Annotated in this window: 28 protein-coding genes and 1 tRNA gene; 18 read left to right on the top strand and 11 right to left on the bottom strand. The window is 56.4% G+C overall.

Annotation, left to right across the window (positions count from 1 at the left end):
* The first annotated feature begins 293 nt into the window (after positions 1–293).
* Together SYN9616_RS0104190 and SYN9616_RS0104185 are read left to right on the top strand one after the other, a co-directional pair.
* Positions 294–1,121 carry a peptidoglycan DD-metalloendopeptidase family protein gene (locus SYN9616_RS0104190; RefSeq protein WP_369791921.1) on the top strand — a complete coding sequence of 276 codons (828 nt, stop codon included), beginning with the start codon at positions 294–296 and terminating at the stop codon, positions 1,119–1,121.
* 31 nt (positions 1,122–1,152) lie between these two features.
* Positions 1,153–1,226 (top strand) — tRNA-Met (locus SYN9616_RS0104185).
* Between the two features lie 50 nt (positions 1,227–1,276).
* Here the strand turns inward: SYN9616_RS0104185 and SYN9616_RS0104180 are convergent.
* Positions 1,277–1,567 carry a hypothetical protein gene (locus SYN9616_RS0104180; RefSeq protein WP_028952000.1) on the bottom strand — a complete coding sequence of 97 codons (291 nt, stop codon included), beginning with the start codon at positions 1,565–1,567 and terminating at the stop codon, positions 1,277–1,279.
* A gap of 136 nt (positions 1,568–1,703) precedes the next feature.
* Here SYN9616_RS0104180 and SYN9616_RS0104175 point away from each other — a divergent pair, with 136 nt between their 5' ends.
* Positions 1,704–2,303, top strand: coding sequence for a peroxiredoxin (locus tag SYN9616_RS0104175; protein ID WP_028951999.1), 600 nt, complete (start codon positions 1,704–1,706; stop codon positions 2,301–2,303).
* 24 nt (positions 2,304–2,327) lie between these two features.
* On the opposite strand, the gene SYN9616_RS0104170 is transcribed toward SYN9616_RS0104175, so the two are convergent.
* Together SYN9616_RS0104170 and ftsH are read right to left on the bottom strand one after the other, a co-directional pair.
* The gene (locus tag SYN9616_RS0104170; protein WP_037990663.1) at positions 2,328–5,087 is read right to left on the bottom strand and encodes a UPF0182 family protein; all 2,760 of its coding nucleotides are present in this window, start codon (positions 5,085–5,087) and stop codon (positions 2,328–2,330) included.
* The gene (gene ftsH / locus SYN9616_RS0104165; protein ID WP_232200637.1) at positions 5,084–6,838 is read right to left on the bottom strand and encodes an ATP-dependent zinc metalloprotease FtsH; all 1,755 of its coding nucleotides are present in this window, start codon (positions 6,836–6,838) and stop codon (positions 5,084–5,086) included. Before ftsH ends, SYN9616_RS0104170 begins: the two co-directional genes overlap by 4 nt.
* Before the next feature lie 132 nt (positions 6,839–6,970).
* Between ftsH and rpmF the strand changes: the two genes are divergently transcribed.
* The gene (gene rpmF / locus SYN9616_RS0104160) at positions 6,971–7,147 is read left to right on the top strand and encodes a 50S ribosomal protein L32 (RefSeq protein ID WP_028951996.1); all 177 of its coding nucleotides are present in this window, start codon (positions 6,971–6,973) and stop codon (positions 7,145–7,147) included.
* A 1-nt stretch (position 7,148) separates the two neighbouring features.
* Here the strand turns inward: rpmF and SYN9616_RS0104155 are convergent, their stop codons facing one another.
* Genes SYN9616_RS0104155 through SYN9616_RS0104145 form a run of 3 tightly spaced genes read right to left on the bottom strand, consistent with a single transcriptional unit; the run spans position 7,149 to position 9,179 of the window.
* Positions 7,149–8,099, bottom strand: coding sequence for a hypothetical protein (locus SYN9616_RS0104155; RefSeq protein ID WP_028951995.1), 951 nt, complete (start codon positions 8,097–8,099; stop codon positions 7,149–7,151).
* Positions 8,089–8,427, bottom strand: coding sequence for a DUF565 domain-containing protein (locus SYN9616_RS0104150; protein ID WP_028951994.1), 339 nt, complete (start codon positions 8,425–8,427; stop codon positions 8,089–8,091). Before SYN9616_RS0104150 ends, SYN9616_RS0104155 begins: the two co-directional genes overlap by 11 nt.
* The gene (locus SYN9616_RS0104145) at positions 8,424–9,179 is read right to left on the bottom strand and encodes an HAD-IA family hydrolase (protein WP_028951993.1); all 756 of its coding nucleotides are present in this window, start codon (positions 9,177–9,179) and stop codon (positions 8,424–8,426) included. Before SYN9616_RS0104145 ends, SYN9616_RS0104150 begins: the two co-directional genes overlap by 4 nt.
* On the opposite strand from SYN9616_RS0104145, the gene recJ reads away from it, so the two are divergent.
* Positions 9,178–11,139, top strand: coding sequence for a single-stranded-DNA-specific exonuclease RecJ (gene recJ, locus SYN9616_RS0104140; protein ID WP_084218301.1), 1,962 nt, complete (start codon positions 9,178–9,180; stop codon positions 11,137–11,139). The two genes, SYN9616_RS0104145 and recJ, sit on opposite strands and share 2 nt — an antisense overlap.
* 25 nt (positions 11,140–11,164) lie before the next feature.
* Here recJ and psb30 read toward each other — a convergent pair whose 3' ends face one another.
* Positions 11,165–11,272 (bottom strand): photosystem II reaction center protein Ycf12/Psb30, encoded by a 108-nt coding sequence (gene psb30 / locus SYN9616_RS0104135; RefSeq protein ID WP_006041509.1) that lies wholly within the window; start codon positions 11,270–11,272, stop codon positions 11,165–11,167.
* Positions 11,273–11,338: 66 nt separating this feature from the next.
* Between psb30 and SYN9616_RS0104130 the strand changes: the two genes are divergently transcribed.
* The 12 genes from SYN9616_RS0104130 to fmt all read left to right on the top strand — a co-directional run bounded on the left by SYN9616_RS0104130 (position 11,339) and on the right by fmt (position 22,403).
* Positions 11,339–11,701 (top strand): YkgJ family cysteine cluster protein, encoded by a 363-nt coding sequence (locus SYN9616_RS0104130; RefSeq protein WP_028951991.1) that lies wholly within the window; start codon positions 11,339–11,341, stop codon positions 11,699–11,701.
* The gene (locus SYN9616_RS0104125; RefSeq protein ID WP_198015133.1) at positions 11,701–12,030 is read left to right on the top strand and encodes a TMEM165/GDT1 family protein; all 330 of its coding nucleotides are present in this window, start codon (positions 11,701–11,703) and stop codon (positions 12,028–12,030) included. Before SYN9616_RS0104130 ends, SYN9616_RS0104125 begins: the two co-directional genes overlap by 1 nt.
* 4 nt (positions 12,031–12,034) lie before the next feature.
* Entirely contained in the window at positions 12,035–12,322 is a 288-nt protein-coding gene (locus SYN9616_RS0104120; RefSeq protein ID WP_028951989.1) for a TMEM165/GDT1 family protein, read from the top strand.
* Between the two features lie 108 nt (positions 12,323–12,430).
* Positions 12,431–14,770 carry an RNB domain-containing ribonuclease gene (locus SYN9616_RS0104115; protein ID WP_028951988.1) on the top strand — a complete coding sequence of 780 codons (2,340 nt, stop codon included), beginning with the start codon at positions 12,431–12,433 and terminating at the stop codon, positions 14,768–14,770.
* Between the two features lie 2 nt (positions 14,771–14,772).
* Positions 14,773–15,381 (top strand): flavin prenyltransferase UbiX, encoded by a 609-nt coding sequence (locus SYN9616_RS0104110; protein ID WP_028951987.1) that lies wholly within the window; start codon positions 14,773–14,775, stop codon positions 15,379–15,381.
* Positions 15,381–15,881, top strand: a complete 501-nt coding sequence (locus SYN9616_RS0104105) for a hypothetical protein (RefSeq protein WP_156918661.1) — start codon at positions 15,381–15,383, stop codon at positions 15,879–15,881. The genes SYN9616_RS0104110 and SYN9616_RS0104105 overlap by 1 nt, the downstream gene beginning before the upstream one ends.
* 45 nt (positions 15,882–15,926) lie before the next feature.
* Positions 15,927–16,367: a DUF2996 domain-containing protein gene (locus SYN9616_RS0104100; RefSeq protein ID WP_028951985.1), complete on the top strand. Its 441-nt coding sequence runs from the start codon at positions 15,927–15,929 to the stop codon at positions 16,365–16,367.
* Positions 16,368–16,424: 57 nt separating this feature from the next.
* Positions 16,425–17,504 carry a magnesium-protoporphyrin IX monomethyl ester (oxidative) cyclase gene (gene acsF, locus SYN9616_RS0104095; protein WP_028951984.1) on the top strand — a complete coding sequence of 360 codons (1,080 nt, stop codon included), beginning with the start codon at positions 16,425–16,427 and terminating at the stop codon, positions 17,502–17,504.
* Positions 17,505–17,527: 23 nt separating this feature from the next.
* Entirely contained in the window at positions 17,528–18,937 is a 1,410-nt protein-coding gene (locus SYN9616_RS0104090; protein WP_028951983.1) for a TldD/PmbA family protein, read from the top strand.
* A gap of 2 nt (positions 18,938–18,939) precedes the next feature.
* On the top strand, positions 18,940–20,322 hold the full coding sequence (locus SYN9616_RS0104085) for a TldD/PmbA family protein (RefSeq protein WP_028951982.1): 1,383 nt from the start codon (positions 18,940–18,942) through the stop codon (positions 20,320–20,322).
* A 4-nt stretch (positions 20,323–20,326) separates the two neighbouring features.
* Entirely contained in the window at positions 20,327–21,355 is a 1,029-nt protein-coding gene (locus SYN9616_RS0104080; protein WP_028951981.1) for a phytanoyl-CoA dioxygenase family protein, read from the top strand.
* 28 nt (positions 21,356–21,383) lie between these two features.
* Positions 21,384–22,403, top strand: coding sequence for a methionyl-tRNA formyltransferase (fmt, locus tag SYN9616_RS0104075; protein ID WP_028951980.1), 1,020 nt, complete (start codon positions 21,384–21,386; stop codon positions 22,401–22,403).
* Between the two features lie 170 nt (positions 22,404–22,573).
* Here the strand turns inward: fmt and SYN9616_RS15165 are convergent, their stop codons facing one another.
* The 4 genes from SYN9616_RS15165 to SYN9616_RS0104055 are packed head-to-tail and all read right to left on the bottom strand — an operon-like array spanning position 22,574 to position 25,182.
* The gene (locus SYN9616_RS15165; RefSeq protein ID WP_232199994.1) at positions 22,574–23,410 is read right to left on the bottom strand and encodes a neuromedin U; all 837 of its coding nucleotides are present in this window, start codon (positions 23,408–23,410) and stop codon (positions 22,574–22,576) included.
* 53 nt (positions 23,411–23,463) lie between these two features.
* Positions 23,464–24,120: a hypothetical protein gene (locus SYN9616_RS0104065; protein ID WP_028951979.1), complete on the bottom strand. Its 657-nt coding sequence runs from the start codon at positions 24,118–24,120 to the stop codon at positions 23,464–23,466.
* Positions 24,117–24,455: a DUF6464 family protein gene (locus SYN9616_RS0104060; RefSeq protein WP_028951978.1), complete on the bottom strand. Its 339-nt coding sequence runs from the start codon at positions 24,453–24,455 to the stop codon at positions 24,117–24,119. The genes SYN9616_RS0104065 and SYN9616_RS0104060 overlap by 4 nt, the downstream gene beginning before the upstream one ends.
* On the bottom strand, positions 24,445–25,182 hold the full coding sequence (locus SYN9616_RS0104055; RefSeq protein WP_028951977.1) for a DUF475 domain-containing protein: 738 nt from the start codon (positions 25,180–25,182) through the stop codon (positions 24,445–24,447). Before SYN9616_RS0104055 ends, SYN9616_RS0104060 begins: the two co-directional genes overlap by 11 nt.
* Positions 25,183–25,198: 16 nt before the next feature.
* On the opposite strand from SYN9616_RS0104055, the gene SYN9616_RS0104050 reads away from it, so the two are divergent.
* Complete coding sequence (locus SYN9616_RS0104050; protein ID WP_369791920.1) at positions 25,199–26,029, top strand: hypothetical protein; 831 nt, start codon at positions 25,199–25,201, stop codon at positions 26,027–26,029.
* The last annotated feature ends 394 nt before the right edge of the window (positions 26,030–26,423 follow it).

The raw sequence follows: 26,423 nt of genomic DNA, 5'->3' as shown, positions 1-26,423 counted from the left end.
TACAGCTCGTTACCTTCTGATCGATTGCTGTCCTTGACAGAACGCAATCGGAATATTGGTTTTTCATGAAATCTCTTCCGGCCCTGGTACTTGCGACCTCACCACTGCTTGCAGCAGCGTTGTGGTCCGCGCTCCCTGGTCAGGCAGACAGTCGTTCATTTGAAATTTCGCAACTTCCACCTCTTCCCGCCGAAGCCATCACAAAGCAGACATCGTCTTCAGAGCTGACATTCTCCTCAGAGCAGACATTCTCTTCAGAGTGGTTTTGGCTGAGAGCTGCGCAACCAACCAAATTGGCGACCCTCGCTGACCAACTTGGTATCCATGTGAGGGATCTGGCGAAGGCCAACCAGACCCTCACCAGTCACACGTTCCGAAAAGGTGAGTGGATCCGTTTGCCGGCAGGTGCGTCCGAGGGTGCGATTCAGGTCTCAGGTCTCGATTCGGACACCCTGACAACGTCGGCTCCACTTACACCACCTCCACCGGTCTCTGACAAGGCTTCTATCAAAAGTGGGGATTCCCTTGCATCGTTTCTGAATCGGCATGGGCTCACTTCAGATCAGCTGAAGCTCTACAACCCTGGCCTTGATCTCACTCGATTAAGTGTTGGCCGCGAAGTTCGCGTTGCCAAGGCTGCTGGTGGTCAGAAGTTGCTCGCCATTCGCCCCACGGTGAGTGGCGGTGCCAGCTGGCCGACCCTGCCATCTCTCCCAGTCAAGGAGTCCTTCAAGAGCATGGGGCCCACTTACATCTGGCCTACCAAGGGTGTTTTCACTTCAGGCTTTGGCTGGCGTTGGGGCCGAATGCACAAAGGAATTGATATCGCCAACAACACGGGGACATCGATTCATGCGTCCCGTGCCGGGATCGTGTCCTACGCCGGATGGAGCAGTGGATATGGCTATCTGGTTGAAATCACACATGAAGACGGCGAATCAACCCGTTATGCCCACAACAGCCAGTTGTTGGTGAAGGAAGGACAGAGAGTGTCCCAGGGTGCGCGCATCTCCAATATGGGCAGCACTGGCCGAAGTACTGGCCCTCATCTTCATTTTGAAATCCGTCGCAGTAGTGGTGGAGCAGTGAACCCATTGGGCAAGCTCCCTGCTCGTGCCTGACGGACTGATCATCGTTTAAGATCAGCCCCACGGCTCGGTAGCTCAGCTGGTTAGAGCGTGGGATTCATAACCCCAAGGTCGGGAGTTCAAGTCTCCCCCGAGCCATTCAGGTGCACGTTTGGTTGTTATGTCGTATCGACGCGTTCCTGATACGTTCAGCGCATGTCAATAGCATTCAAGCGGTCACGAAATGTTCTGTGTGATTGTTGCTGTGATGCTGCAGATTCCTCGTATTGGGGGGATTTCGGCAGATTGGAATCGCTGACGACAGGAGTGCTGCGCACGGCTGGTTGCCGGGAAAAGCGTCCGGAGCCTGGCATTTTCAACATGCCGCTGGCGGCATCACGATCCAGAGGACGCTTTCTCAGGTCACTCCGCAGCTGATTGAGAAGTCTGAAATGACCGGTGGAGCTGAACTTGCGTAACAGAGTTGGGGCCCAGTGCATTTGCGATCACATCTGCATCGAGTGTATGAGCTGAAGGGAGGCCGATCGTGATAAATTGTCAGACGGAACTGGAAGTCGGTACGACTACGCATAAGTCGCTCACCGGTTCCGGTTAATTACCACCGCCATTCAGAACATGCCCGAAAACGGTTGCCTTCGTGTGGGCCAGATGGCCCCGGATTTCACTGCCACTGCAGTGGTGGATCAGGAATTCAAGGAGATCAGCCTGTCCCAGTACAGGGGCAAATATGTTGTCCTCTTCTTCTACCCGCTGGACTTCACCTTTGTCTGTCCTACTGAGATCACCGCATTCAGCGACCGATACGCAGATTTCAGCTCGAAAAATACAGAAGTCCTTGCTGTGTCCGTTGACAGCAAGTTCAGCCACCTTGCCTGGATTCAGACCCCTCGCAACCAAGGCGGAATCGGTGACATCACATACCCCCTCGTTGCTGATCTCAAGAAAGAGATCTGCGCCGCTTACAACGTTCTCAACGAAGACGGAGAAGCCGATCGCGGCTTGTTTATCATCAATCCTCAGGGAATGGTGATGCACATGACCATCAACAAGGCACCCGTTGGTCGCAATGTTGATGAAACGCTGCGTGTGCTTCAGGCTTATCAGTATGTCGAAGCCAACCCTGATGAAGTCTGTCCCGCGAACTGGACACCTGGTGATAAAACAATGAAAGAAGATCCCAAGGGAAGCAAGGAGTATTTCTCCGCTATCGGCTGATTCTTTAAAGTCAATACAATCTATTCACTCCGCTGGCTTCACTGCTGGCGGAGTTTTTTGTTGCAGTTCAGCAATGGCTGCATCGAGTGTTTTTGCCATGGCGATTTCCTTGCCGTTGCTGACGACGATACGAGCCAACGACGGCAAACCTCCCTGACTGGCTTTCAGATACACAGGTTCGACGTAAATCAACGCATCACCGATAGGAACAACCAGGAGATTCCCTTGCAGGACCTCTGATCCACCGCGATCCCATAAGCCAAATTGTTTACTGATCTCCGGTTCCTGATTGATCAAAGCCTGCACTTGTTCAGGGCCGAGAATGGGAGATGTGCGAGGAAAATTGATCAACAACAATTCACCGTAATGTTCATTGTCATTTCGAGCTGCGAGCCAGGCATTGAGATTCGGACGAGCCAATGGTGTTAAAGGTTGCAGCAACAAAAACTCGGAAGCACTGTTTGTCCCCACCTGAGCTGTGATGTGATAAGGCCTGACGGGTACTTGATCTCGACCATAGGTTTCAAGAGGAACCTGCCAAACATCATCACTGCTATAAAACTTTCGAGGGTCTGTTACGTGATAACGCTGCAATTGTTGAACCTGCACGCTGAACAAATCCTCCGGCACTCGAAGATGATCTCTTAACTGTTGAGGCATAGCTTCCAAGGGTTCCAGCAAATCAGGAAAAACACGAGCCCAACCTTGAATCAGGGGATCATCTGGTTCACTGACATACAGATGAACTGTGCCGTTGTAGGCATCGACCACTGCTTTTACAGAATTCCGTAGATAGCGATCGGTGTCTACGGAATTCACTGCGGAGCTGTAGGGGTACGTGATCGAATCTGTATAACCCTCCACAATCCAAAACTGATGCTGTTTTGAGGAAAAAGCTTTATTCGACTCATCCAATGGAACAGAAACGAGGTATGGATCACCACGAAGTTGAAGGAAAGGAGCCAACGCCTCAACGCGTTCACGAACATCCCGGCGCAGCATCACGCGGGTTTTTGCATTAACCGATGGCGAGAACATCAACCGCGGCTCGGCGAGATAAATGGAGGCGGCAAGTCGCTGAGGCAACATCCCAATGGGAATACCGCCAGATCCCATATAGCTTGTGTAGACGTTGACATCACCTTCTGGATAATCAATTTCATCAACATCTGTTGGAGCGACGGCATAAGTGGCAGGAACCGTGCCGAAGTACAGACCTCCCTGATCAACAGGCACTTCCTGACGAACAACCTCCCGACTGATGCCGAGATCCTCGTTGCCCTTGATTCGCGTGGAGGAACCGAGATCGCTGATGAAATAGTCCGGCAGGCCATCGTTGCTGAAGGTGTTCACGGGGCTGAGCGTGAAGCCGTAACCATGCGTGAACACGAAATGGCGGTTAAGCCAGGATCTGGATCGTGGCGGAAGTTCCGACTGGTCCAGTTCTCTGGGAGCCAAAATCACCTGCTGGGCTGTGTCCTGATCAGTAAGCAGCGGGTAGCGATCAACAGCAGCACCTGAAAAGCGGTAGTAGACACGCAATTCCTGGAGTTGACTGTTGGTTTGCAGCAGGGGCTGGGTATCCCACAAGCGAACGTTATCGAGGGTGCTGCGCCCCTCGGCAATATCGTCCGCAGTGAGCTTGGGAGAGGGAGTTTTGATGCTTCGAACAATCTGATCAAGTTGAAACGCGTGTCGAGTGGATCGGATCGCTTCCTCGATGTACGGGGTCTGAAGGACTAACTCCCGAGGTCGAAGCCAGAGCCACCCGACCAGAGGTGTAACCAGAAGTTCGGTGAGCAGAAGAACTGCCACCAGAACGAGGGACAGTTTCTGGATCTTGTGAGAGCGGAGATGAATGCTTCGAACAAACAACGCCAGGGATGCCACAAGCAACAGAGCAGCGATTCCGGTGCGAAGCGGAAGCAACCAGTGATCCTGAAGCCAGCCGGCACCTGCGACGACTCCCGTGCGCGTCCAAAGCAACTGATATCTGGACAACCAAACGAGGGCTGAAACCACGGCGAGCAGAGCCGCTATCCAACGCTCAAAACCTCTCTGCAACGTTGGATCGAAACGAGCGATCGTCCAGTCAGAGAGCGAGGGGGCGCGGGTGAGGCGCAGCCAGAGAGCTGCTGAAAGATGAAACACCAACAGCAACAAAACCAGTTCCAGGCCGAAATGCCATGCACTGAAGCGACCCAGGGCAAAACTGGAATCCGTGTTCAGAAGAGCATCACGGAAACCTGAATCAGGGATCTTCAACGCCAGGATCCAGAGTCCCCAGGCTCTGGCGACGATGAAAATGAGGCACAGGGAGACCCAGAAGGTGATCCATCCCAGCCAGCGCCGACGCAGAGCAGCCGCGAGCACCAGCGACAGTACGACTGGGATCAGAACAGTGGAGGGACCACTCAGCTGACGCATCGCCTCTGGCCAGTGCGGCAGGGCGAAGGGTTGAACCAAGGCCAGGACCGCTAGCCCAACCGCCAGGGAGCTGCTGGCAAGAAGAGCCAACAGGCACATCAACAAGGCGGCGCTGTAACCGGAGCCGCTCAACCAGGGCGTGGAGCTTTGTTTGGAGTTTTCACAGTGATCGAGGGATCGGCGCCACCACGCCAGGCAAACCACCACAAGAGTCGCCGCTGCCGCAGAGATCAGGGCATACCCCCAGCGTTGCTGCAGAACGCTTTCGAGGCGGAATTGCGCAAACCAGAGCCACTCCATCGACATCCGCGCCGCCAAGACGATGAGCAGCGCAGGAAGCAGGAGCAGCAGGATCATGTGAGTCCGGCCAGAACCATGAAACGATCTCCCTGCAGGGTCTCTTCCTCAATCAGAGCGTCAACCAGGCGATCCATTTCAATTCGCCGCGGTTCCAGTAACTCAATCGCACGCTGAAGCGAACGACGTGCAAGCTCCTGAACCTGTTGATCGATCTCACGGCCGGTTGTCTCGGCGTATCCAGGACGCTGACTGAACCAGTCCCGACCAAGGAAGACCTCCGTGCCAGCCCCTTCAAGCGCTACGGGTCCCAGGGATGAGAAGCCAAAACGCGTGACCATCTCCCTGGCCAGTTGGGCCACCATCTGGAGATCTCCGCTGGCTCCCTGGGTGACCTCCTCGCGGCCGAACACCACCATTTCCGCTGCCCGGCCTCCCAGGGCCACGACCAACCTGGCCATCAGACTCGAACGCGTGATCAGGCCTGAATCAAGGACCTCTTCATCAGGCCAGAGACGGGTAAAACCACCAACCCCACCACTGCGGGGAAGAAGCGTGACCTTGTCGACCCTGTCCGCTTCCGGAATCAAGGCTGCCACAAGTGCATGGCCGATTTCGTGATAAGCGATCAGCCGCTTCTTTGCACTGTCCTGTAGGGGAGCGGCCGTCAGCCCCATCGTGATGCGTTCAAGGGCGGCTTCAAGGTCGGGTTCAGCAATGGCCGTCGACCGACGGCGAGCCGTGAGGATGGCGGCTTCGTTAAGAAGGTTGGCGAGGTCGGCACCTGAAAACCCTGGTGTGCGCCGAGCCCAGTTCTCAAGACAGACGTCCTGATCCAAAGGACGGGTTCGGGCATGAACAGAGAGGATCTCCTGACGGCCAAGTCGATCTGGAAGACCCACCTCAATCCGTCGATCGAAGCGGCCTGGTCTTGTCAGCGCCGCATCCAGAACATCAACTCGGTTGGTGGCTGCCAGGAGAATCACGCCGGCGTTTTCAGCAAAGCCATCCATCTCCGTGAGCAACTGATTCAGGGTCTGCTCACGCTCGTCATTGCCACCGCCAATGCCGGCACCGCGTTGACGACCGACGGCATCGATCTCATCGATGAACACGATGCAGGGCGCCTTCTCCTTGGCTTTTTTGAACAGATCACGAACCCTGCTGGCTCCGACACCCACAAACAGCTCAACAAATTCCGACGCCGCCATCGAGAAAAATGGGACCTCGGCCTCCCCGGCAATGGCTCGGGCCAACAGCGTTTTTCCGGTTCCAGGTGGTCCGACCAAAAGAACACCACGTGGGATTTTTGCGCCAAGACGAATGAAGGTTTCCGGTTGCTTCAGAAAGGTCACGACCTCCTGGAGCTCCTGCTTGGCCTGGTTGATGCCAGCGACATCCTCGAACCGGACCTGAAGATCGTCCTGAGGTTTGATCCGCGGCTGGCTGCGGCCGAAACCAAGTGCTCGATTGGCGACCTGGGCGGAACGGCGCAACAGAAAGGAGAGCCCGACGATGATCAGAAGGATCAACGCGAGATTGCCGACCAATCCCGCCATGGCCTGTTCCTGGCGGGTATCGCGAACCTCCAGGGGGATTCCGGATTCTTCAGCCGTTCGCAGGATCTGCTGGTCATTGGCGAAGACCGGAACGGTCAGCTCGCGTCCATCGGGATAAACCGCCTTCACTTCACGTCGCGAAGGAACCAACTCAAGGGATTTGACCTTGCCTTGTTCGATCTCCTTCAGCAGGGTTGAGTAACTGGGCGATTCACCACGCTGCAATCCGAACAGCGTCGATGGCGACGACACCGTGGTTCCCGCGGACTCCTTTGAGCCGTTCGAATCAGAACTCACGGCAGATCAGCACTGCGCAGACATTAGCGATTTGACGCAAAGCCTCTTCAAACGGGACAATCAGCGTTTGGTGATGTCTGAGCCGCAATGGCTGTACCGAAGAAGAAAACCTCCAAGGCCAAGCGCAACCAGCGCCATGCCACCTGGAAAGCCAAAGCTGCTGTGGCAGCCCAGCGGGCCATGTCGATCGGCAAGTCGGTTCTGAGTGGCCGGGCACAGGGATTTGTCTATCCCATCAGCGAAACAGAGGACAGCGAGTCCTGATTCAGGTCCGGAGACTCAGGCCACTGAGATTCCGCTGCGCATCAGCGGTGAAAACCACATCAGCTCGAGGAAGCTCAAAGCTGAGGGATGGGATGGCGGAGCTGACCATCCGGATGAAGCTCCGAAGTTCGTCATCCGGAAGACCCGACCCCCGCAGACGCTGTTGAGATTCGTTCTGTTGGCGTTTCCACAACGACGGCGCGTTCAGATTCGGTGCCTTGATTTGCCAGAGATGGTCCAGCATTGACCAGATCGGTTGATAAGCCTCCAAAGCGCTCTGGACAGCTGATCTGTAGCGGAGTTCACCATCCTGAAGAGAGGGTTCGAGATGGTCGGCACCACTATCAAGCGCATGGGCTTCAGCCAGCGGTTCACAACCAACGAACCAGCCCTCAAGAAGCAGCACCGAGGCATCACAGTTCCGCCAACCGCTGCGATCTCCGCGACCATCGCGAAGAGCCTTGTCAAAACATGGAAACTGCACCGATTGGCCCGACTTCCATGCATCCAGAGCGGTCGCCATGAGCTGAAGTTCGTGGCTTCCCGGTATCGCCCTGGGTACACCCCAGGGGTTGCCCGCCATGGATTGATCCAAAGCGGGACTGGACAGATAAAAGTCGTCAATGGACACCACCTGGAACGACAGGCCAATGGCCTCGGCGGCAACTTCCAGCCAGGCCCCCAGCGTGGTCTTCCCGCAGCCAGGCAAAGCACTCAGCCCGATCAGGCTGCGACCGGTCCCTCGTCTCTGCTCAGCCAGCGTGAGCAAAGGGAGGGCCAAGCACCAGAGCCAATCAGCTGAGGTCCCGGGAGCCCAGAGCTCCTGGCCAACTTGAGCAATGCCGCGATCAAGCCACGCTTGCTTCCAGACCAGCCGTTCCATCACGCCGATGGAGGCCAGCAGCCGATCGAGATCCCTCTCTGGGATCTTCAGAGGACGATCAGGATCCAACCTTGAAGGCCTCCAGAACCAAGGCATAGACGAAACCAATCCTGAGGTTATCGATCACCTGCCAGGACAAGGTCATTGGAGATCCTGCAAACATGAATCGAAGCCGGATTAACAGCTCCACGAGCACCAAAAAGGTGAGGGCCGAGAGCGACCGCAATGCAAGGCTCTCACCGATGTACTCCGTGGCATTGCTTCCCAGAAAAAATCCGCCCAGAAGTGCAAGCATGACAAGACTGATGCGAAACCAGGGCCCTTTGAAGCCGAGCAGAAACCGCTCACCAAAACGACCCTGAACGCGAGACAGACGTGTGTCTTGCACTGTGCTCATCGGGGTGTTCCGGAGATCAGAACCTGCAGGTACTCCAGCGTCACAAGCCCATCTGGGCAAGGGGGGCCATGGAGTTGGCTGGCTGGTTTGGTCGGATCTCCAAGATGATCCATCGCTGCAACAGATTCGGGGATGAGTGAAACCAGGTCCGTATCCCAGGGCGAAGGGGTCAACAGACAGGACAACCCTGCGGCTCGAGCTGCCTGCAGACCAACGGCGGAATCCTCCACGGCAAGACCGTCTGCAGAAGGGCAACCGCTTCGTTGCAAGGCAAGGCAGTACCCCGCCGGTGAGGGCTTCCCCTGATCCACATCATCCGACGTGACAATTCCCGCAAACCGCGGCAGTTCCTTGCCTCCAGTTTCCAGCAGGGCCATGACGGAGGCATTACCACTCGACGTGACGATCCACTGGGGAATATCGGCAGCGTCAATGGCCTTCAAAAGACGGCAAACGCCCGGTCTCCAGCCGACGAAGCCATCCTGAATGCGTTGCAGGTAGATGCTGCGTTTAATCTCTCGCAGGTCCAGAAGCTGCTGTTCATTCACCGGCAGATTTCGCTCTGAGAGATAGGCCCGAACCCGTCGCAGACCACCGGGAATGGACAGCAACCTGGCGTAAAGCTCCGGATCCCAGTGGATCGGCAGGCCGAGCTTGTTGAAAGCAGCGTTGAACGCCGGACGGTGACCGTCCATCTCCGTGTCCGCAAGGGTGCCATCGACATCCCAGAAGACAGCGCGAAGCTGGGTCATGGAGGCCAGATCCTTAACTGCAGAGCACAATGCTGTCCGACGGCGCCGTCCTCTGCCCCAACCGTTGTCCGAAGCCAAGCATTCCTGGGTCTGGTCCCTTCCTGCGGTGATCGAGCCGGATCCCCTGTCTGGATGCGACCTCCCTCTTCCTCTCCGCTGTCTGCTGAAGCGGCGAGGCATCAGAACCGAGCAGGAAGCCATCGACCTGCTTGATCCGCCAGTGCTTCCGGATCCGAAGACTCATTTCCCTGATCTCAAAATTGCTGTTGAGAGGGTCAGTCGAGCCTGCAGAAATCAGGAAGCGCTCGCGATATGCGGTGACTACGACGCTGATGGCATGACGAGCAGTGCCCTGCTGCTTCAGGCGCTAACGCCGTTGGGGGCCAGACCGACAGTGGCAATTCCCTCGCGTAGCGATGACGGCTATGGGCTGAATCCACGCATGGTTCAGGTGCTGCATGACGCCGGCATCAAGATTCTGATCACGGTCGACAACGGTGTTTCAGCGCGGCAAGCCCTTGAACTGGCCCGTGATCTTGCGATGGAGGTGATCGTCACTGATCACCACACCATCCCGGAGAACCGACCACCGATGGCGGCCCTGATCCATCCGGCCACAACCCCTGAGGCTTCCCCCTATCGGGGGCTGGCTGGAGTGGGACTTGCTTATGTCCTGGCTGTGGCTGTTGCAGAGGATCTGCAGCGGCCGGAAGCAATTCGCTCAGCCAGGGATCTGTTCTGCATCGGCACCGTGGCCGACATGGCTCCCTTGCAGGGAGCGAATCGGCGCTGGCTGCATGAGGGTTTACGACATCTGCACCGTACGGACTGTGCTGGCCTTAAAGCGCTTCAACGGCTGGCTGGTCTGGACGATCGCCCCTTGCGCAGCGACGACATCGGATTCCAGATCGCTCCACGCATCAATGCGGTCGGCCGACTCGGAGAGCCAGGTCTGGTCGTTGATCTTCTGACATCTGTGGATGCTGATGTCGCCATGGGGCTGGCACGGCGCTGCGATGACTTCAACCGGCAACGCCGCGACCTTTGCGACGCGATCGAAGCCGAGGCCGTAGCGCTGATCGAGGCGGATAACGGCGGACTGCCGCCCTTTGTGCTGCTTGCCCAGTCCCACTGGCATCACGGTGTGATCGGGATTGTCGCGGCACGTCTGGTCGAGCGATACAACCGGCCGGCAGCCCTGCTCGCTGGTGAAGGGAACGGCATGCTGCGGGCATCGGTTCGAGCACCGAAGGGCTTTGCTGTTGATACTGCTCTCCAGTCATGCCACTCGCTTTTGGACCGATACGGAGGGCATCCCGCCGCCGGTGGTTTCACAGTGGCCGCTTGTCATGTCAGTGCCCTGCATGAACAGCTGAACGATCTGGCGCAGCTCTGGCTGTCCGGAGCAGGAGAGGGGCTGCCGGTGCAGCCAGAAGCACTTCTCCGGCTCGAGCAGATCAACTGGGAGCTATGGAACGACTTGCAGAAGCTGGAACCGTTTGGTGTCGGCAACGAAACACCGTTGTTCTGGGCAAGAGATTGCGTTGTCGTTGAATCGCGTGTTCTCAACGGAGGCCATCTCTCTCTCACTCTCAGCCAGGACGATGTTCAGAGGCGAGCCATCGCCTGGCGCTGGCGCAGTCAAGAGCCATGTCCGGAACGCTGCGATGTGGCGTTCAACATCGGGATCAACCGTTGGAAAGGGGAAACCCGGCTGCAGCTGGTGCTCAAGGCCCTAAGGCAACACACCGAACGCATTGATCTGATGCGCGGAGATCATCGCTACAACGCCCGTCTCGTTTCCGATGCCGGGCTGATCGTCCGAAACGATGAAGGGCAGGAAATTTGTGCGGAAATCAGGCCTGGATCAACGTTGATCAGTTCCAACCCGCTTGCAAGCCACCCGATGGTGCATCAACTCCTGGAGGAAGCCTCGCTAGGCCTGGGGCTACGACCTTGAATCAAACGTCTAAAGGCTCAGACGTTCAAAGCGCACCTCGGCGATAGAAGAGAATGAAGATCACGGCAGGGCCAGCCAGGGTGATCAGCGCGAGAGCGCCGAAATTGGCAATCAGGTGGAAATCGATGCCCATAAAAAAATGGCGCTGTCACTCAGCGGATTCCAGCACAGTCTGCGTAGTCTTGTCACAACGATGGCAATGAACAGTCGCGGAGACCGGTGGCAGTGCATCCAACAATGCGGTGCCTGCTGTCATCTCAGTCCGGAGGAACGTCCGGAGGCGTTGGCCGCGCTCTCAGAGGCGCAACGCCATCAGTATCTGGCGATGGTGGGTGACGATGGTTGGTGCATCCATTACGACAGCGGTGGACGACGCTGTCGGATTTACAACGATCGACCCGACTTCTGCAGGGTCAGTGAGCTCGGTGAACTTTTCGAGGTTGATTCAGATTCATTGGATGCCTTTGCAATTCAATGCTGCCGTCAGCAGATCCGTTCTCGTTACGGAGGGCGGAGCATGGTGATGCGTAGGTTCAACCGTGCCCAGCGAGCTGAATCCTGATGCAATCTGGCTCGAACGAACGACCGGCCTTCCTGACAGTTCTCGTCAGCACATTCACCACGGTGTTCGTTGCTGAACTGGGTGATAAAACCCAGTTGGCAACCCTGCTTCTGTCGGCGCAGTCAGGCGCCCCTTGGCTGGTGTTTCTCGGGGCTGCAACGGCGCTGATCGCATCCAGCCTGGTCGGCGTCCTTGTCGGTCGCTGGCTGGCGCAGGTTCTGCCCCCAGAACGTCTTCAGTTAATGGCGGGCGTTCTGATGATCGGACTGGGGCTCTGGCTAGGTGCCCAGGCTGGTCGCTCTCTTTTCCTTTCCTCAACAGCGGCATGAACTGATGGATTTCACCTTACTTTTGTCCACGTTCGTCACTGTTTTTCTGGCGGAACTGGGTGACAAGACTCAGCTGGCCACAGTGGCGCTCAGCGGCACATCCGATCGTCCGCTGGCAGTTTTTCTCGGATCGTCGTCAGCATTGGTGCTGGCAAGTCTGATTGGTGCCCTGGCAGGCGGATCAATTGCAACAGTGATTCCGACGGACATGCTGCAACTGGCTGCGGGAATCGGATTTTTGGTGATCGGTATTCGTCTGCTCTGGCCCGAAAGCCAACAACCCGACTCTTAGGATCAAAACAGGCGTGGAGTTCTCTGCACGATCCGCATCTCCTGTTGCGAATTCCTCCATCAGCCACTCTTCTCCCGATCTTGAAGATCGGTTCCGCCCCCTCTCTCGATGAAATTCACGGTCGCCGACCTGCTTGATCAGCTGTCTGTTGATAAGCCGACCACAACAGCTGTTCTGGCGAAGACCCTCAAACTCACCAACGCAGCCGACAAGCTCTCCCTGGAGACCGAGCTCTCGGCACTCGGCCGTTTGGGGGTGATCGACAGCAACGACAGAGAGGCTGTGCTGCGTGGGCAGACCCCAGACTTGATCGAGGCTCGACTGCGTTGCAGCAGTAAAGGTTTTTGCTTCGCAATCCGTGACGACGGTGGAGATGACGTCTACATCCGTGATCATCAGCTGAATCACGCCTGGAACGGAGACAGGGTTCTGGTTCGAATTCTTCGAGAGGGGGGGCGTCGACGCTCTCCTGAGGGCGGTGTCCAGTGCATTCTCGAGCGGGCAACAACAACCTTGCTCGGTCAGGTGGAACAACAGGAGGACCAGCTGGTTGCTGTTCCCCTTGACGATCGTCTGCTGACCAGCATTCGATTGCCTGGGGATGATGTTCAGCACCTTCAACAGGATCCTCCAACCTCTGTTGTCGAGATCCATCTGGATCGCTATCCGGTGGCCCAGTGCCCTGCAGAGGGGCATGTGGCCCGCTCACTCCCCCTCAGTGGCGGAGCATCATCAGATCGAGACCTCTTACTGACGAAAGCGGGACTGCAGGTTCGCCCCACGCCACCAAGGGTGGCGCCCAAGTCGCCACCGTCAAAGGGCAGGACCGACCTCAGTGACCAACCTGCTCTGCTGCTCCGCAGCTGGACAAGTGCCGAGGCACCATCGTTGCCGGCAGTTCACGTTGAGCCCCATTCAGGAGGGACAAGGTTGTGGATTCACGTCCCATCAGTGGCGGAACGGCTCGGTAGCGGGAACAGTCTTGATCTCTGGTTGAGAGAGCGTGCCGAGGCCATCTGTCTCGGAGAGGTCTGGCAGCCTCTCCTCAACACACCACTTGGCAAAGCCAGCCAGTTCAACGTGGGAGAGAGTGCCGAGGCCATCACGGTCCGGCTGGATCTGACGGCGAGTGGCGATCTCAGCGACTGGTCGTTCATGCTCAGTTCGATCCGACCGATCGCCGCCATCGGACCGGAGCAACTGAAGGCTTTAGCAGCACGCAAACCAAGGGCACGCACCATCCCTGCGGCCTTAAAGGAGATCAAAGATCAACTCGGGCAACTGGAGACGTTGCTCTTCTGCGCCCGCTGTCTCCTTGAGAACGAACAGCGCCAAGGTGCGATTCAGCTCGACCTGCATGCTCCGGAGATCGATGCTCTGGGGGATTTGATCTGGGCCGATCCCACCGGGCTGCGTCATCGCTGGTTTGATGCACTTGATTCAACAGACCCCCAGTCCTTGCTTCAGCCCCTGCTGAGAGCCGCCAATCGTGCCTGGGGTCTTCACGCCACAGCCTTGCACTTGCCAGGTATTCAGCTGCACAGTGGTCAAGCCGACGATGGCGTGCTGACCGATGTCGCCAAAACGGCAGTAGCCCTGGAACTTCCCCTGGAACTGAACGATGAGGGAAGTCCATCGGCATCGGAATTGATGGCGTTATTTGAAAGCGCCCCACAACGACGGGTGCTGGAGCAGCAACTCAGTCACGCCTTACAGGACGGATTCTTCGGACCACTCAATGCTGGGGAGGAGGCTCAGGACGGGATCGATACGACCTCGAGTGTGTCCGACAAGGAACCAGCTGCCGCTCCGTCAACCCCAGCCCCTGCAGTGCCCTGGTGCTGCCCAGCCATCAACTATGTCGATCTGGCCAACCAACAGGTCATCGTGACCCTTCTCAGCGATGGGAAGGACAGGCCAACCGTCAGACACAAACAACGCCTCACACTGGGCAACCGCGACTGTGCCGAGCAGTTGTCGTGGCCGTTGTTCACCGGATCGATCGAGGAAAAGCTTCAGCAACTTTGTTCTGATCGCCTGATCCAGAAATTGAACGGCAGGCGACGCCAGATCATCGAGCTGGAAAGGGATCTTGTCGCCATGGTTCAGGCCAGAACGGCCGAACCGATGTTGAACAAGGATCTCGATGGACAGATCAGTGGTGTTCAGAGCTATGGATTTTTCGTCGAGGTTGGGCCCACGGCCGTTGAAGGACTGGTTCATGTCAGCTCACTGAACGACGACTGGTACGAATACCGGTCCAGACAAAGCAGGTTGGTGGGCCGCAAGAGCAGACGCACCTATCAGCTGGGGGATTCCGTTCGCGTGAAGGTGATCAAAGTGGATGTTCTCAGGAACCAGATCGACCTTGAGGTGGCTTCTGAGCCTGTTGTCGAAACCCCTTCCGAACAAGACCCTCTGGTCCCGATCACCCTCAGCGAGACGTAACGATGCTGCCCTACGTGCTTGGGGTGACCGGTGCCTCTGCTCAGCCTCTTGCTGAGCGCGCCTTGCAGTTGCTGCTCCAGCGGGGACGCCGCATCCATCTGGTTCTGAGTCGCGGAGCCCACGACGTTTTCAGAGCCGAGCAGGGCCTGTCGATTCCTGTCGATCCTGAGAAGCAACAAGTCTTCTGGAGGGATCATCTTGATGTTTCAACTGGCGAGTTGATCTGCCATCGATGGAACGATCAGAGCGCAGCGATTGCCAGCGGCAGTTTCCGCTCAAAAGCGATGGTGATTCTTCCCTGCAGCATGGGCACGGTTGGGCGAATCAGTGCCGGGGTGGCCTCCGATCTGATTGAACGTTGCGCGGATGTGCATCTCAAGGAGTCACGCCCACTGCTGATCGTCCCGAGGGAGATGCCGTTCAATCTCATCCACCTTCGCAATCTCACGGCACTGGCTGAGGCAGGAGCACGGATCGCTGCGCCGATTCCGGCTTGGTATACAAGGCCAACCACCCTTGCTGAAATGGTCGATTTTCTGGTGATCCGTCTGTTCGATGGAATCGACGAGGATCTAGCTCCGCTGGACCGCTGGCAGGGACCACGTCAATGATGCTGATCCGGCGGGTTCTCCTGCTTCCCTGCCTGTTGCCTGTTGTTGCCGTTCTCGTGGTGTCGGCCATGAATCGGACCGGAACAACGCAGCTGCAGGTCCTGATCTGGCGATCACCGCCGCTACCCCTTGGCGCCTGGACTGCCATTGCCGCCGCAACGGGAGCCTCTCTCAGTGGAATGGCCGCTCTGTTGCTGGTTCCCGGTCGTGCCCCACTGCGTCGCACGCTCCACCAGCCGATGGGGCGTGCTGCTGCTGCCGAGCCAGAGGGGTTTGAACCCATGGAAGCCGTTGCAGCGCCTGTGATGCCCGAACGTGACATCCGTGATCCGGCTCCCACCGTGGCAGTTCCTTATCGCGTGATTCAACGGCCGAGAACGTCCGACACAGAACCCGTAAAACCTGCTCCTGAGGTTCAAAGCCCAGCTGCAAGGCAACAGATGCAGGAAAGAAATCGGGATACAGATGACTGGTCGAGGGATCCCGATCAAGACTGGTGAGTGGGCATCCGGTCTGCTTACAGTTCAGTCAGTCAACAGTGAACGGTGAGCGAAACCCCTGCCGAGGCCCCAAAGCAGGCGACGCCGGAGGTTGAGGCCAAGCCCAAGCCGAAAGCGAAACCCCCAAAGCCTGAGGACAAACCCTTTGAGCTGTTCATGGCAGAGGAATTCCTGCCTGCAATCTCATCCCAGCTGAAACGCTACGACCTTGTTCCTGAAAGGCTGGAGCTGGTTGATGGAGATCGACCGGTTGTTGGAGGTACCTGTCCAATGGTTGTGGGGGAACTGCCCGGCGGTCGACGTTTCTGGCTTTGTTTCGGTAAGAACGACATCTCCAGTACCAAAACGATCACGCTCGCGGATCCCGGCAGCGACCCCACCTTGCTGGAGTCCTTTCTGATTGATGAAAAACGAATGTCGTTGGCGCTTCTGGTATCCCGCCTGATGCAACGCCTCAATGGGCAGAAATGGCTCGGAGGTAACTGAACCATCAGGATCTGGCGTGTGCCCTCTACATTGGATGACACCGCGAGACAGGAGCTGATGGTCCCTCCCACCGCCGTTGCCGAGCAGGCCGAAGGCAACGCAGTTGCCACCAAAGATCCGGCCAGGGACACAATCCTGACGCCCCGTTTCTACACCACGGATTTCGAGGCGATGGCCTCGATGGATCTCCGACCGAACAAGGCTGAACTCGAGGCGATCTGCGAAGAATTCCGTAAGGACTACAACCGTCACCACTTCGTCCGGAACGAGGAATTTGAGGGTGCCGCTGACAAACTCGACCCTGAAACCCGCCAGGTGTTCATCGAGTTTCTGGAGCAGAGCTGTACGTCCGAATTCTCCGGTTTTCTGCTCTACAAGGAACTAAGCCGTCGCATCAAACAGAAGAATCCATTGCTGGCTGAATGCTTTGCCCACATGGCGAGGGATGAAGCCCGCCATGCTGGATTTCTCAACAAATCAATGAGTGATTTTGGGGTTCAGCTCGACCTGGGCTTCCTCACAGCAAATAAGAAGTACACATTCTTCAAACCAAAATTCATCTTCTACGCCACATACCTTTCAGAAAAGATTGGCTACTGGCGGTACATCGCTATTTATCGTCATCTGGAAAACAATCCCGACAGCAAGATTTTCCCAATTTTCAATTTCTTCGAAAATTGGTGTCAGGACGAAAACCGCCACGGAGATTTTTTCGATGCCTTGATGAAGGCACAGCCGGACACTGTTCGTGGACCAATCGCCAAACTTTGGTGCCGATTCTTCCTTCTGGCAGTGTTCGCCACGATGTACGTGCGCGATGTTGCAAGAAAAGAGTTTTACGAGTCCCTGGGCCTCGATGCCCGTGACTACGACCGCATGGTGATCGATAAAACCAATGAAACGTCGGCCCGGGTGTTCCCCGTTGTGCTCGATGTTCGTAACGAGAAGTTCTGGGAGCGCCTCGAAGGTCTTGTCAGCAATAACGCCGCACTCGATGCCGCTGATGCAAGTGATGCACCCGCCCCTCTACGGGTGATCAAGAAGCTGCCCCACTGGCTCGGAAACGTGTCCTTGATGGCGAAACTCTTCCTGATGTCTCCGATCCCGAGCGAGCGCTTCCAGCCAGCTGTGCGCTGAATTCATTACCCCCCTAAGTTTTCTTGACTGCTTCGTTTTCGTCCGGTTGGAAGGATCTCCTGCAGGATCTTCTTCATCGCGGAACCACTGCTGGTGCCGATCTGGTAGAGGTTTTTCTCGAGAAGACCGACCATCTCGGCCTTCTTGCTGAGCAAGACACGATCACAAGTGTCAACCCCGCCTTTTCTCGGGGAGCAGGGTTACGCGTTTTCCTGAACGGACGCGACGGATTCGTCAGCACAAATGATCTCAGTCGTGATGGATTGACCAGATCCCTCGATCAGGCGCTTGCCATGCTTGGCCTTGTGGCCGGGTCAGCAAACCCTGTTTCTTCTTTTCAGGGATTGAATGATCTGACGGATCACGCCATCACCAAGCAGGACTGGTTGGCCCGTTGTCCGGACCTGAATTCCGCCAGCGGCAGGCTCCTGCAGGGCACGGTTCACCTTCAGCGGCTCGGACAACATCTTCAGGTGCGTCGGGGCAGCTATTCACGCGACTGGCAGGAGGTTCTGGTGGCCGCCTCAGACGGAACCTTCGCCCGCGATATTCGCCTGCACCAGTCCACCGGTCTTTCCGTTCTTGCAGCGGACGGTGATCACCGTTCGAGTGTCGGTCGTCGCTACGGCAGCACCGATCGACCTGACGATCTCAACAACTGGGATTGCGAATCGAGCGCAGCTGAAGTCTGTGAAAGCGCTGGAACGATGTTGCGTGCGGAGTACGTGGATGCCGGCCAGATGCCGGCTGTTCTCGCCAATCGTTTCGGTGGAGTCATCTTCCATGAAGCCTGCGGACATCTGTTGGAAACGACGCAGATTGAACGTGGCACGACGCCCTTTGCCGAAAGCGTTGGAACGCAGATCGCTCACTCCGCCGTCACAGCAATCGATGAAGGTCTCAGTGGTGGGGCCTTCGGATCCATGTCCATGGACGATGAAGGGATGGCTCCGCAACGGACTGTGCTGATCAAGGACGGGATCCTGCAACGTTTCATCAGCGATCGCGCCGGCGAATTGCGAACTGGTCATCAACGCACAGGCAGTGGCCGTCGCCAAAGCCATGCCTTCGCAGCGGCCAGTCGGATGCGCAATACCTTCATCGACGCTGGTCCCCATTCACCAGAGGAGCTCATCGCATCGGTGGATCGTGGCTTGTACTGCAAGTCCATGGGCGGTGGAAGCGTCGGCCCAACTGGACAGTTCAATTTTGCGGTGGAGGAGGGCTATCTGATCGAAAACGGCAGCCTCACCAAACCGGTCAAGGGAGCCACCTTGATCGGGGATGCCAAGGAGGTGATGCCACGCATCTCGATGTGTGCCAACGATCTCGAGCTGGCTGCAGGGTTCTGTGGCTCAGTGAGCGGCAGCGTTTTTGTCACCGTCGGACAGCCTCACATCAAGGTTGACTCGATCACGGTGGGAGGACGCTGACGATGACATCCAACAACCAGTCGCCCAGCAATCAACTGAACGCAGGTGCACTCCAGGATCAACTCCACCGTTTGGCCACCCAAGCCGGAATCCGTCAGTGGGATCTCGGTGCTGCCTGCAGCGAAGATTGTTCTGTACAGGTCGACCGCGGCGAAGCCAAGCAGCTCAAGGCTGCTCAGCGCAGCTCCATCACAGTGCGCGTTTGGAATCAGGACGGACTGATCGGCATCACAAGTACGACCGATCTCAGCCCCGACGGGCTGGAACAGGCTCTGCTTGGCGCTCAGCAAGCCAGCCGCCTCGGCAATCCCGACGACGTTCCTGCCTTTTCTCCCCTGGCGACAGCTGCATTGCCGGAACTGGATCGTCCTCTCAAGCAACGACGAGGCATCCTGCCGCTCCTGGACAAACTTCGACACGCAGAGGCGGAACTTTTAAGCAGGCATGCAGCCATCCAGACAGTTCCCTACAACGGTCTGGCCGAATCCTTGTCACAGAGTCTGTATCTCAACAGTGAAGGGGCTCTGCGTCAGATGGAGAGGACGCAAGCGAGTTTGTATCTCTATGCGCGGGCTGAAGAAGCAGGCCGTAAGCCACGCAGTTCCGGAGCGGTTCGACTGGCATTGGGCAGTGATGACCTCGACATCGAGGGATGCATCAAGGAAGCCGCAGATCGCACGATCAGTCATCTCGCCTACCAACCGATTGAAACCGGGACCTACCGCATCTGTTTCACACCCGAGGCGTTTCTGTCCTTGATGGGTGCATTCAGCAGCATGCTGAATGCTCGCGCTGTTCTCGATGGTGTGAGTCTTAGTCAACGCGACGACCTGGGCAGCAACATCGCTGTTCCTTTTCTGTCCTTGCACGACGATGGTCTTCACCCCGACAACATCGGAGCAGCACCCTTTGATGGCGAAGGAACTCCAACGCAGCGACTCAGCCTGATCGAAGGTGGGGTATTGAAGAGCTTTCTGCACTCGGAAGCCACTGCCCGAGCCTTCGGTGTGCAACCAACCGGGCATGCCGGTCTTGGTGCCAAGGTTTCTGTGGGGCCTGACTGGTTCGTGGTGAGCTCGACTGAAGGCCAGGACAGTGGTCTCACACTGGATCACCGCAGTGAGTCCCAACCCTTCATTCTGATCGAAGATCTCAGTGCACTTCATGCCGGCGTCAAAGCCAGCCAGGGGTCCTTTTCACTCCCCTTCGACGGCTGGCTCGTGAAGGGCGGTGAATTCATCTCCGTTGAAGCTGCCACAGTGGCTGGCGACATCAGACACGTGCTGAACAACATCGTTCATCTCGAGTCCCATGCCGAGGTCACAACCCGAGGTGTGTGTCCCCACGTTTGGGTTGACGGGCTATCAATCACCGGCGAAGCCTGAAGTCATGTCTGGACGTGATCTGCTGGGCCTGCCGCTGGCGGCCCTGGCTGTGTTCACTGGTGCAAAGTCCTTTCGAGACAATCCAGTTCTGGGCAGCCGCTGGCTGAACAAGCACGGGTTGCATGTCATGCGTCTGAAACTTGCCGCCAAACTCGCGGCGGGGCGGCGTCGGCTGATCAGCAGACGAATCCCCGCTGCACTTCGCAGTGAGTTCGAGCAGAACGGATTCATCTGCATCGAAAACTTTCTGCCCGCCTCTGAGTTCAGGACTCTCCAAAAAGAGGTGCTGAATCAACCCTGGAGCCGTTACGACATGACGCAGGGGAGAACCACCACCAGACGCGTCTTCCTGGATGGGGTTCAACTTCAACACTCTCACCGTGCATTGTTCGACCTGATTCATCGACAAGACGTCAAAGATCTGATCCGTTATGTCGCTGGAACGCTGGCTGAACCAGTGTTCTCACTTCAGGCCATTTTTTCGGGGGCCTCGGGCGAGCAACCGGACCCCCAGTCCACCGTCCATTCCGACACCTTTCACTCCACCGCCAAGGCCTGGCTGTTTCTGGAGGATGTTCAGGACGATGCCGGGCCACTTGCCTACGTGCCAGGTTCCCATCGCTTGTCTTGCGATCGTCTTGCCTGGGAAAAAAGTCAGAGCCTCACTGCCGCGGACTCACCGATCAAATATCACGCGAGGGGATCCTTCCGTGCACACAACGCTGATCTGAAGGCCATGGGGTTGCCTCTGCCTCACCGGTTTGCGGTACCGGGCAACACACTTGTGATCGCCGACACCCACGGTTATCACTGCCGAACAGCAACCAAGATTCAAACGACCCGGGTGGAGGTCTACGCCTCTCTTCGTCGTAACCCTTTCCTGCCGTTCGGCGGACTTGATGTGCTGAGTTGGCCCTGGTTTCGGGAGCGCAGCGGCAGCCTCTATCTGAAAGCGATGGACATCGGTCGCCGTTATGGATCGATTCGGATGCCCTGGAAACATGCGGGAATAGGGCTTCTCAAGCAGTCATGACCACATCCCTTGACATGGATTTTGTCAGATGAAGATTTTGTTCTGGGGCACACCGGACTACGCCGTCCCAACCTTGGAGGCGTTGATCGAATCAGGACACACCATCGTCGGCGTGGTGACGCAACCCGATCGTCGCCGCGGACGGGGGAAACAGCTCATCCCATCACCAGTGAAAGCAAGGGCACTGGATCTTGGCTGTCCCGTTTTCACACCTGAGCGCATCCGCAAGGACATTGAGGTCCAGCAAACCCTTAAACAATTGAATGCTGATGTCTCTGTTGTGGTTGCCTTTGGCCAGATTCTCCCGAAGTCTGTCCTTCAACAGCCACCTCTTGGATGCTGGAACGGCCATGGCTCTCTTTTGCCGAGATGGAGAGGCGCTGGACCGATTCAGTGGAGTCTGCTGGAAGGAGACAGCAAAACAGGAGTGGGCATCATGGCCATGGAAGAAGGTCTTGATACTGGCCCCGTGCTGATTGAGCAGCCTTTAGCCATCGGGTTGAGCGACAACGCCGAGCAACTATCTCAAAAACTCAGCCAACTCACCGGTGAGCTGATGGTGAAGGCGATGGGTCGCATCGCTGCTGTTGGTCCGGGTCCCGAATCGGATCGTCTCAGCCGACTTGGCGTCACCAAACAGGATGAGAAAAGCGGAACGGCGAGTTACGCGAGGATGCTGAAGAAGGAGGATTTCCTTGTCGATTGGAGGCGTTCAGCCCTTGATCTGCATCGCCAGGTCATGGCGCTTTATCCAAATACCTACACCCATTGGCAGGGAAAACGTCTCAAGCTGCGCAACACCGAACCGCTGATTCATCGCCTACGCGATCAGCTCTCAACAGAGGCCCAGGCGCTCATCGGACGCTGGCCTACCGCTGGGCATCCAGCGGGGACGGTGCTGAGCTGTGAACAAAATATCGGTCTTGTCGTGAGTACCACAGGCTGTCCCCTCTTGATCCGGTCGGCCCAGTTGGAAGGGAAAGGAACCAGTGAAGGTTCAACCATGCTTCAACAACTTCAGGCTTCAGACGGGATGACGCTGGGTTGAACAATCGTTTGCGATGATCTTCACTTTGGCACCAAAAATATAACTTCTGTCCGCACAGTCCAATCGCCCAGTAATTCATCACCGTCCACCTCTGGCTTCATACCATTGTAGTAACCCTGCAATGAATTTTGAAGTTGCTGTTGCCCCATCGAAATACGTCGTCCGATCCCTCAACCGATCGGTAAAGTCCAACCCTTCCCGGTCGGATGCGTCCAATCCGTTGTGATGATCGGGGATGAAATCAGGAACCAGTCGTCGCTGATCGGAAGCTGAACAATCGGTCTCAATATCATTAAATTGACATCGTCCATGTCCGGATTTCCAGCAAAAGACCACAGGTTGTGCAGGCGCGCTCCAACCAATGAAGCGTTCTTGCGATAGAGAGCAAAGAGAGCAGGGCCAGCAAGCCATTTTTCTGTACTCCCTGGGAAAGAACTCACCGGTGCCACAAGCGATGGTCCAAGACCGACTGTCCAGTTAGGACTGATATTGGGAACAAAAATCGCCGTCGGATTAATTGTGGAAAGTCCGGTTTCACGACGTTCTTTCCAATCTAGATAAGGAATACTCTCTTCTGACAATGCAGGCACAGGTTCAGCCCAGGGAACAGAGACAAATCGAAAAACCGTATAGGTCAGAATGCTCCAGTGATCATTGAGCTTAAAAGGAATCACAGGTTTGACTTTGAAGTCAAACAAAGTCCTGTCATAGCGGGCACTGGGATCAAGCGAGTTAGGGGCCCACTGGGTATCAGGAACAGCATTCCATTCGAAGGGGACTCGAATCGTATTCAGTACCGGATTTTGATCTTGTTGTGCTTGATCATCTTCTTGAACCTCTCTAACGCCTAGAGACTCTGTAACGTCTTGATCGCCTTGAAGTCCTTGAACTTGATGATCGAGTTGAGTGTGTTGATCTTGATCAATCAAATTGGTCTCCGATCGCAGCGGGCACACTGCAATCGAAGAGGTGATGAACAATGTGAGAAAGGAAGGAATAAACCTCACCTGAACCGATTTGCCTCAAACAATAATAACGTGGTTAATTTGAAACTTTCTCTTCAACACTCCGTGTAAAGCCGCCTCGCCTGTTCCCAGATGTGATCGAGATCATGATCTTCAAGATCCAGAGCATCAGGTTGAAAACGACGCAACCATTCACGCCGTTGATCACTCGCTGTCTCCTGAAAAAAAAGCTCTTGAGAAGCGAGAACGCGGAACTTGAGACTTTCCAGAAGTCTTGCGCGAAGTCGCCCCGAGTCGATCAAGCGAATGCGATCCTCTGGATCGTGGATGGAGACAGACCCTCCGGAGACCACACCTGGCACCGAAGGCGCCAGTAGCTCGAGCATGGATTCCGGTTGCCAGTGGCGTTGCTTGGTTTCCGGATGCGGTCGATAGATCCAACCTCGTACGGGCAATTCACCCGTCACACGCAGCTCAATTCGCCAGAAGGAAAACGTTTCCGGCGGATGATGCTCTGTCCAGAAAAGGTCTGAAATGCAGTGATCAGGCTGCCGAAGCCTGACGCTGCAAGGAGCAAAATTGAGATTGATTGTTCCGGGCCAGCAATCACTCAGATCAATTCCCCTGGCTGCAAAGTGAGGCGTTTGCAGTGCAATCGTGCCGGCTGGGTAAGGGGAATCGACAGATCGGCCGGAGGCCACGCCATGGCCCGAAATCACCGTGCCGGTTAACCAAGGGCCTTTGGTCGTCATCGCGGCTCTCGATGGGTGCAGCGATCGCAGGGACCATCAGGCCACACGGCACATCGCAACAGTGGACTGCGGGCATTGAATCGGCACTCCGCATCCCCGATCACAAACCCATGTCGCCAGGCCACAGCATCGTCAGGGCGCTGCTGTGGCTTCACCATCAACGCAATGGAGCCGATCTCGTAGCGACCGTTATGGAGTCGATAGCGATGCCGCCGCTGCAGAACGAGATAGGACGTCTGATCAAGCGAGAACCAGCGACCCGGCTGCGGTGGGTCATCCATCTCAACGCGATCAAGCAACACCTCGCTGTCCGCCTGGCGAAGCTCAACCAACATGGTCGGAACCTGGCGCAGAGATCAGCTGACGCCGAGAGAGTCCCCAGCTGAACAGTGCCGTTACCACCACGAGCGTGAACCAATCCGGCTGATGAAGTGCTGGCCGCAGAACATGGATGAACAATCTCAGGGATACGAAGCCCACCGCCAGAAAACCAGCGGTTTCCAGCCTGGGATACATCTCGATCCAGCGAATAAAAAGCGCAGACGTAAACCGAAGCGCCACAATCCCGATCACGGCACCGGTGATCACCAAAAGAAACTGATCACTGATGGCAACGGCCGCTGCAACACTATCGATCGAAAAGGCCAGATCGGTGAACGCCAAAACAAGGACCACACGAGCCAACGATGCGGGAGCAGATTCCAGCGTGGAAGCCTCATCAGCGGCTTCCTGATTGGCTGACATTGATCGCAGATGGTCGAGAAACAACCAGAGCAGGTATGTCGCCGCGAGCAGTTGCACCACAGGGTTCTGGAGCACCCACTGCGCCACAAGGATCAACCCGATCCGCAGAACCAGTGCCAGAGCGATGCCAATGTTGAGAGCTAAGCGCTCGCGATCCTGTCCGCGACAACGTCGCGCAATGGCGGCAAGAGCCACAGCATTGTCTGCGGAGAGCACGAGCTCCAGAACGACAAGCACGGGCAGCAAGGCTAGAACCTCCCGCCATTGGTCAACTCCGTCAAACCAGTCACTGATTGACGGCAGAGTCGTGAAATCCATGACGGCAGCCTAGAAAGTGCAGAGCTTCGACAAGGCCATGCAGATCCGCGCCGAGCTTTGTCATGTGGACACGCTGCGCTGCATCGTGCGGATCGAGGCCTGGCAGGACAACCAGCTGCTGGGAAGCGCTCTCGGAGAAGCCCAGACATCCGAGGAGGCCGAGCAGCGTGGACTCGATCGATTGATGCGTCGGATCTCTCCTGATCCCCCCATGGCAGCGCCGCAGACAACTGAATCGATTGCAGCTGAAGCGATCAGAACTGAACCGCTGAAACACGAGCAGATAAACCGCCAGCCGCTGAAAACAAGTCCGGTGAAAAGAACTTCTGTGAAACCGGCTTCAACGGAGAAAACCGGAAAGCCGTCCACGCCAGAGCCGACCTCAGGGATGGACCCCGAACAACCTCCCTCTACCGCAGATCCAAGCTCGGACCCACCGTCGGAAGCACCCACCGACCCAGAGGACTGGAGTGAGGAATTGGCGGCCATTGATCTTGAGGTTCAGCGGATCGGCTGGGATCGGGATCGTGAGCGGGTTTATCTGGAGCGGGCCTTTGGTCATGCCAGTCGCCATCGGCTCACCCGCTACAGCGATCTGGTTGCTTTCCTGAGGCAACTGCGAGAGATGCAACCAGGCGCAAGTCCAGAAACAGCATCTGTCCCCCTTCGGCGCGGCGACTTACTCAGCCAGGGAGACGAGATGATCCGAACGATGGGGTGGTCTGCTGCGCAGGCCAGGGACTTTCTTCAAACGGAACTGGGAGCGCAAAGCCGCCAGCAACTTAGTGATCAACAACTCATGCAGTTCAATTTGATGCTCGAGGAACGACTTCTCAAAAGCCCTTGAAACTCTTCAAGGGCAACATCCACATCATCGTCTTGCAAATACTTGCTAAAAGCAAACAACAAAATCCCTTTCTTTGAATAATCGACAATTATCGAGTGATCCACATTCTACGCCTGCTGACGGCAATTCTCCTGTTTCAATTGCATTCGCCAGCGAAAGCGGAACGATGGCGATGTTTCATTAACTACGGGCAACACGATTGCACCGTTAAATGGCTTGACGACTCGATTGAATTAAAAACACCATACTACGAAGGTCAAGTCTTAGACCTTTCAATGCTGAACAATGGTACCTACACTTTCCGCAATGGCAGCATCAATAGCTATGGCTCCTGGAAAGCCAAAAACAGAAATGGGCATGAAATAGAAGCGGCGAACACGAGAGTGCTCCAGTT

This window comes from Synechococcus sp. CC9616, assembly GCF_000515235.1.
Taxonomy (GTDB): domain Bacteria; phylum Cyanobacteriota; class Cyanobacteriia; order PCC-6307; family Cyanobiaceae; genus Parasynechococcus.
The sequence above is the reverse complement of the archived record's forward strand: the minus strand, read 5'-3'. Positions and strand labels throughout refer to the sequence as shown.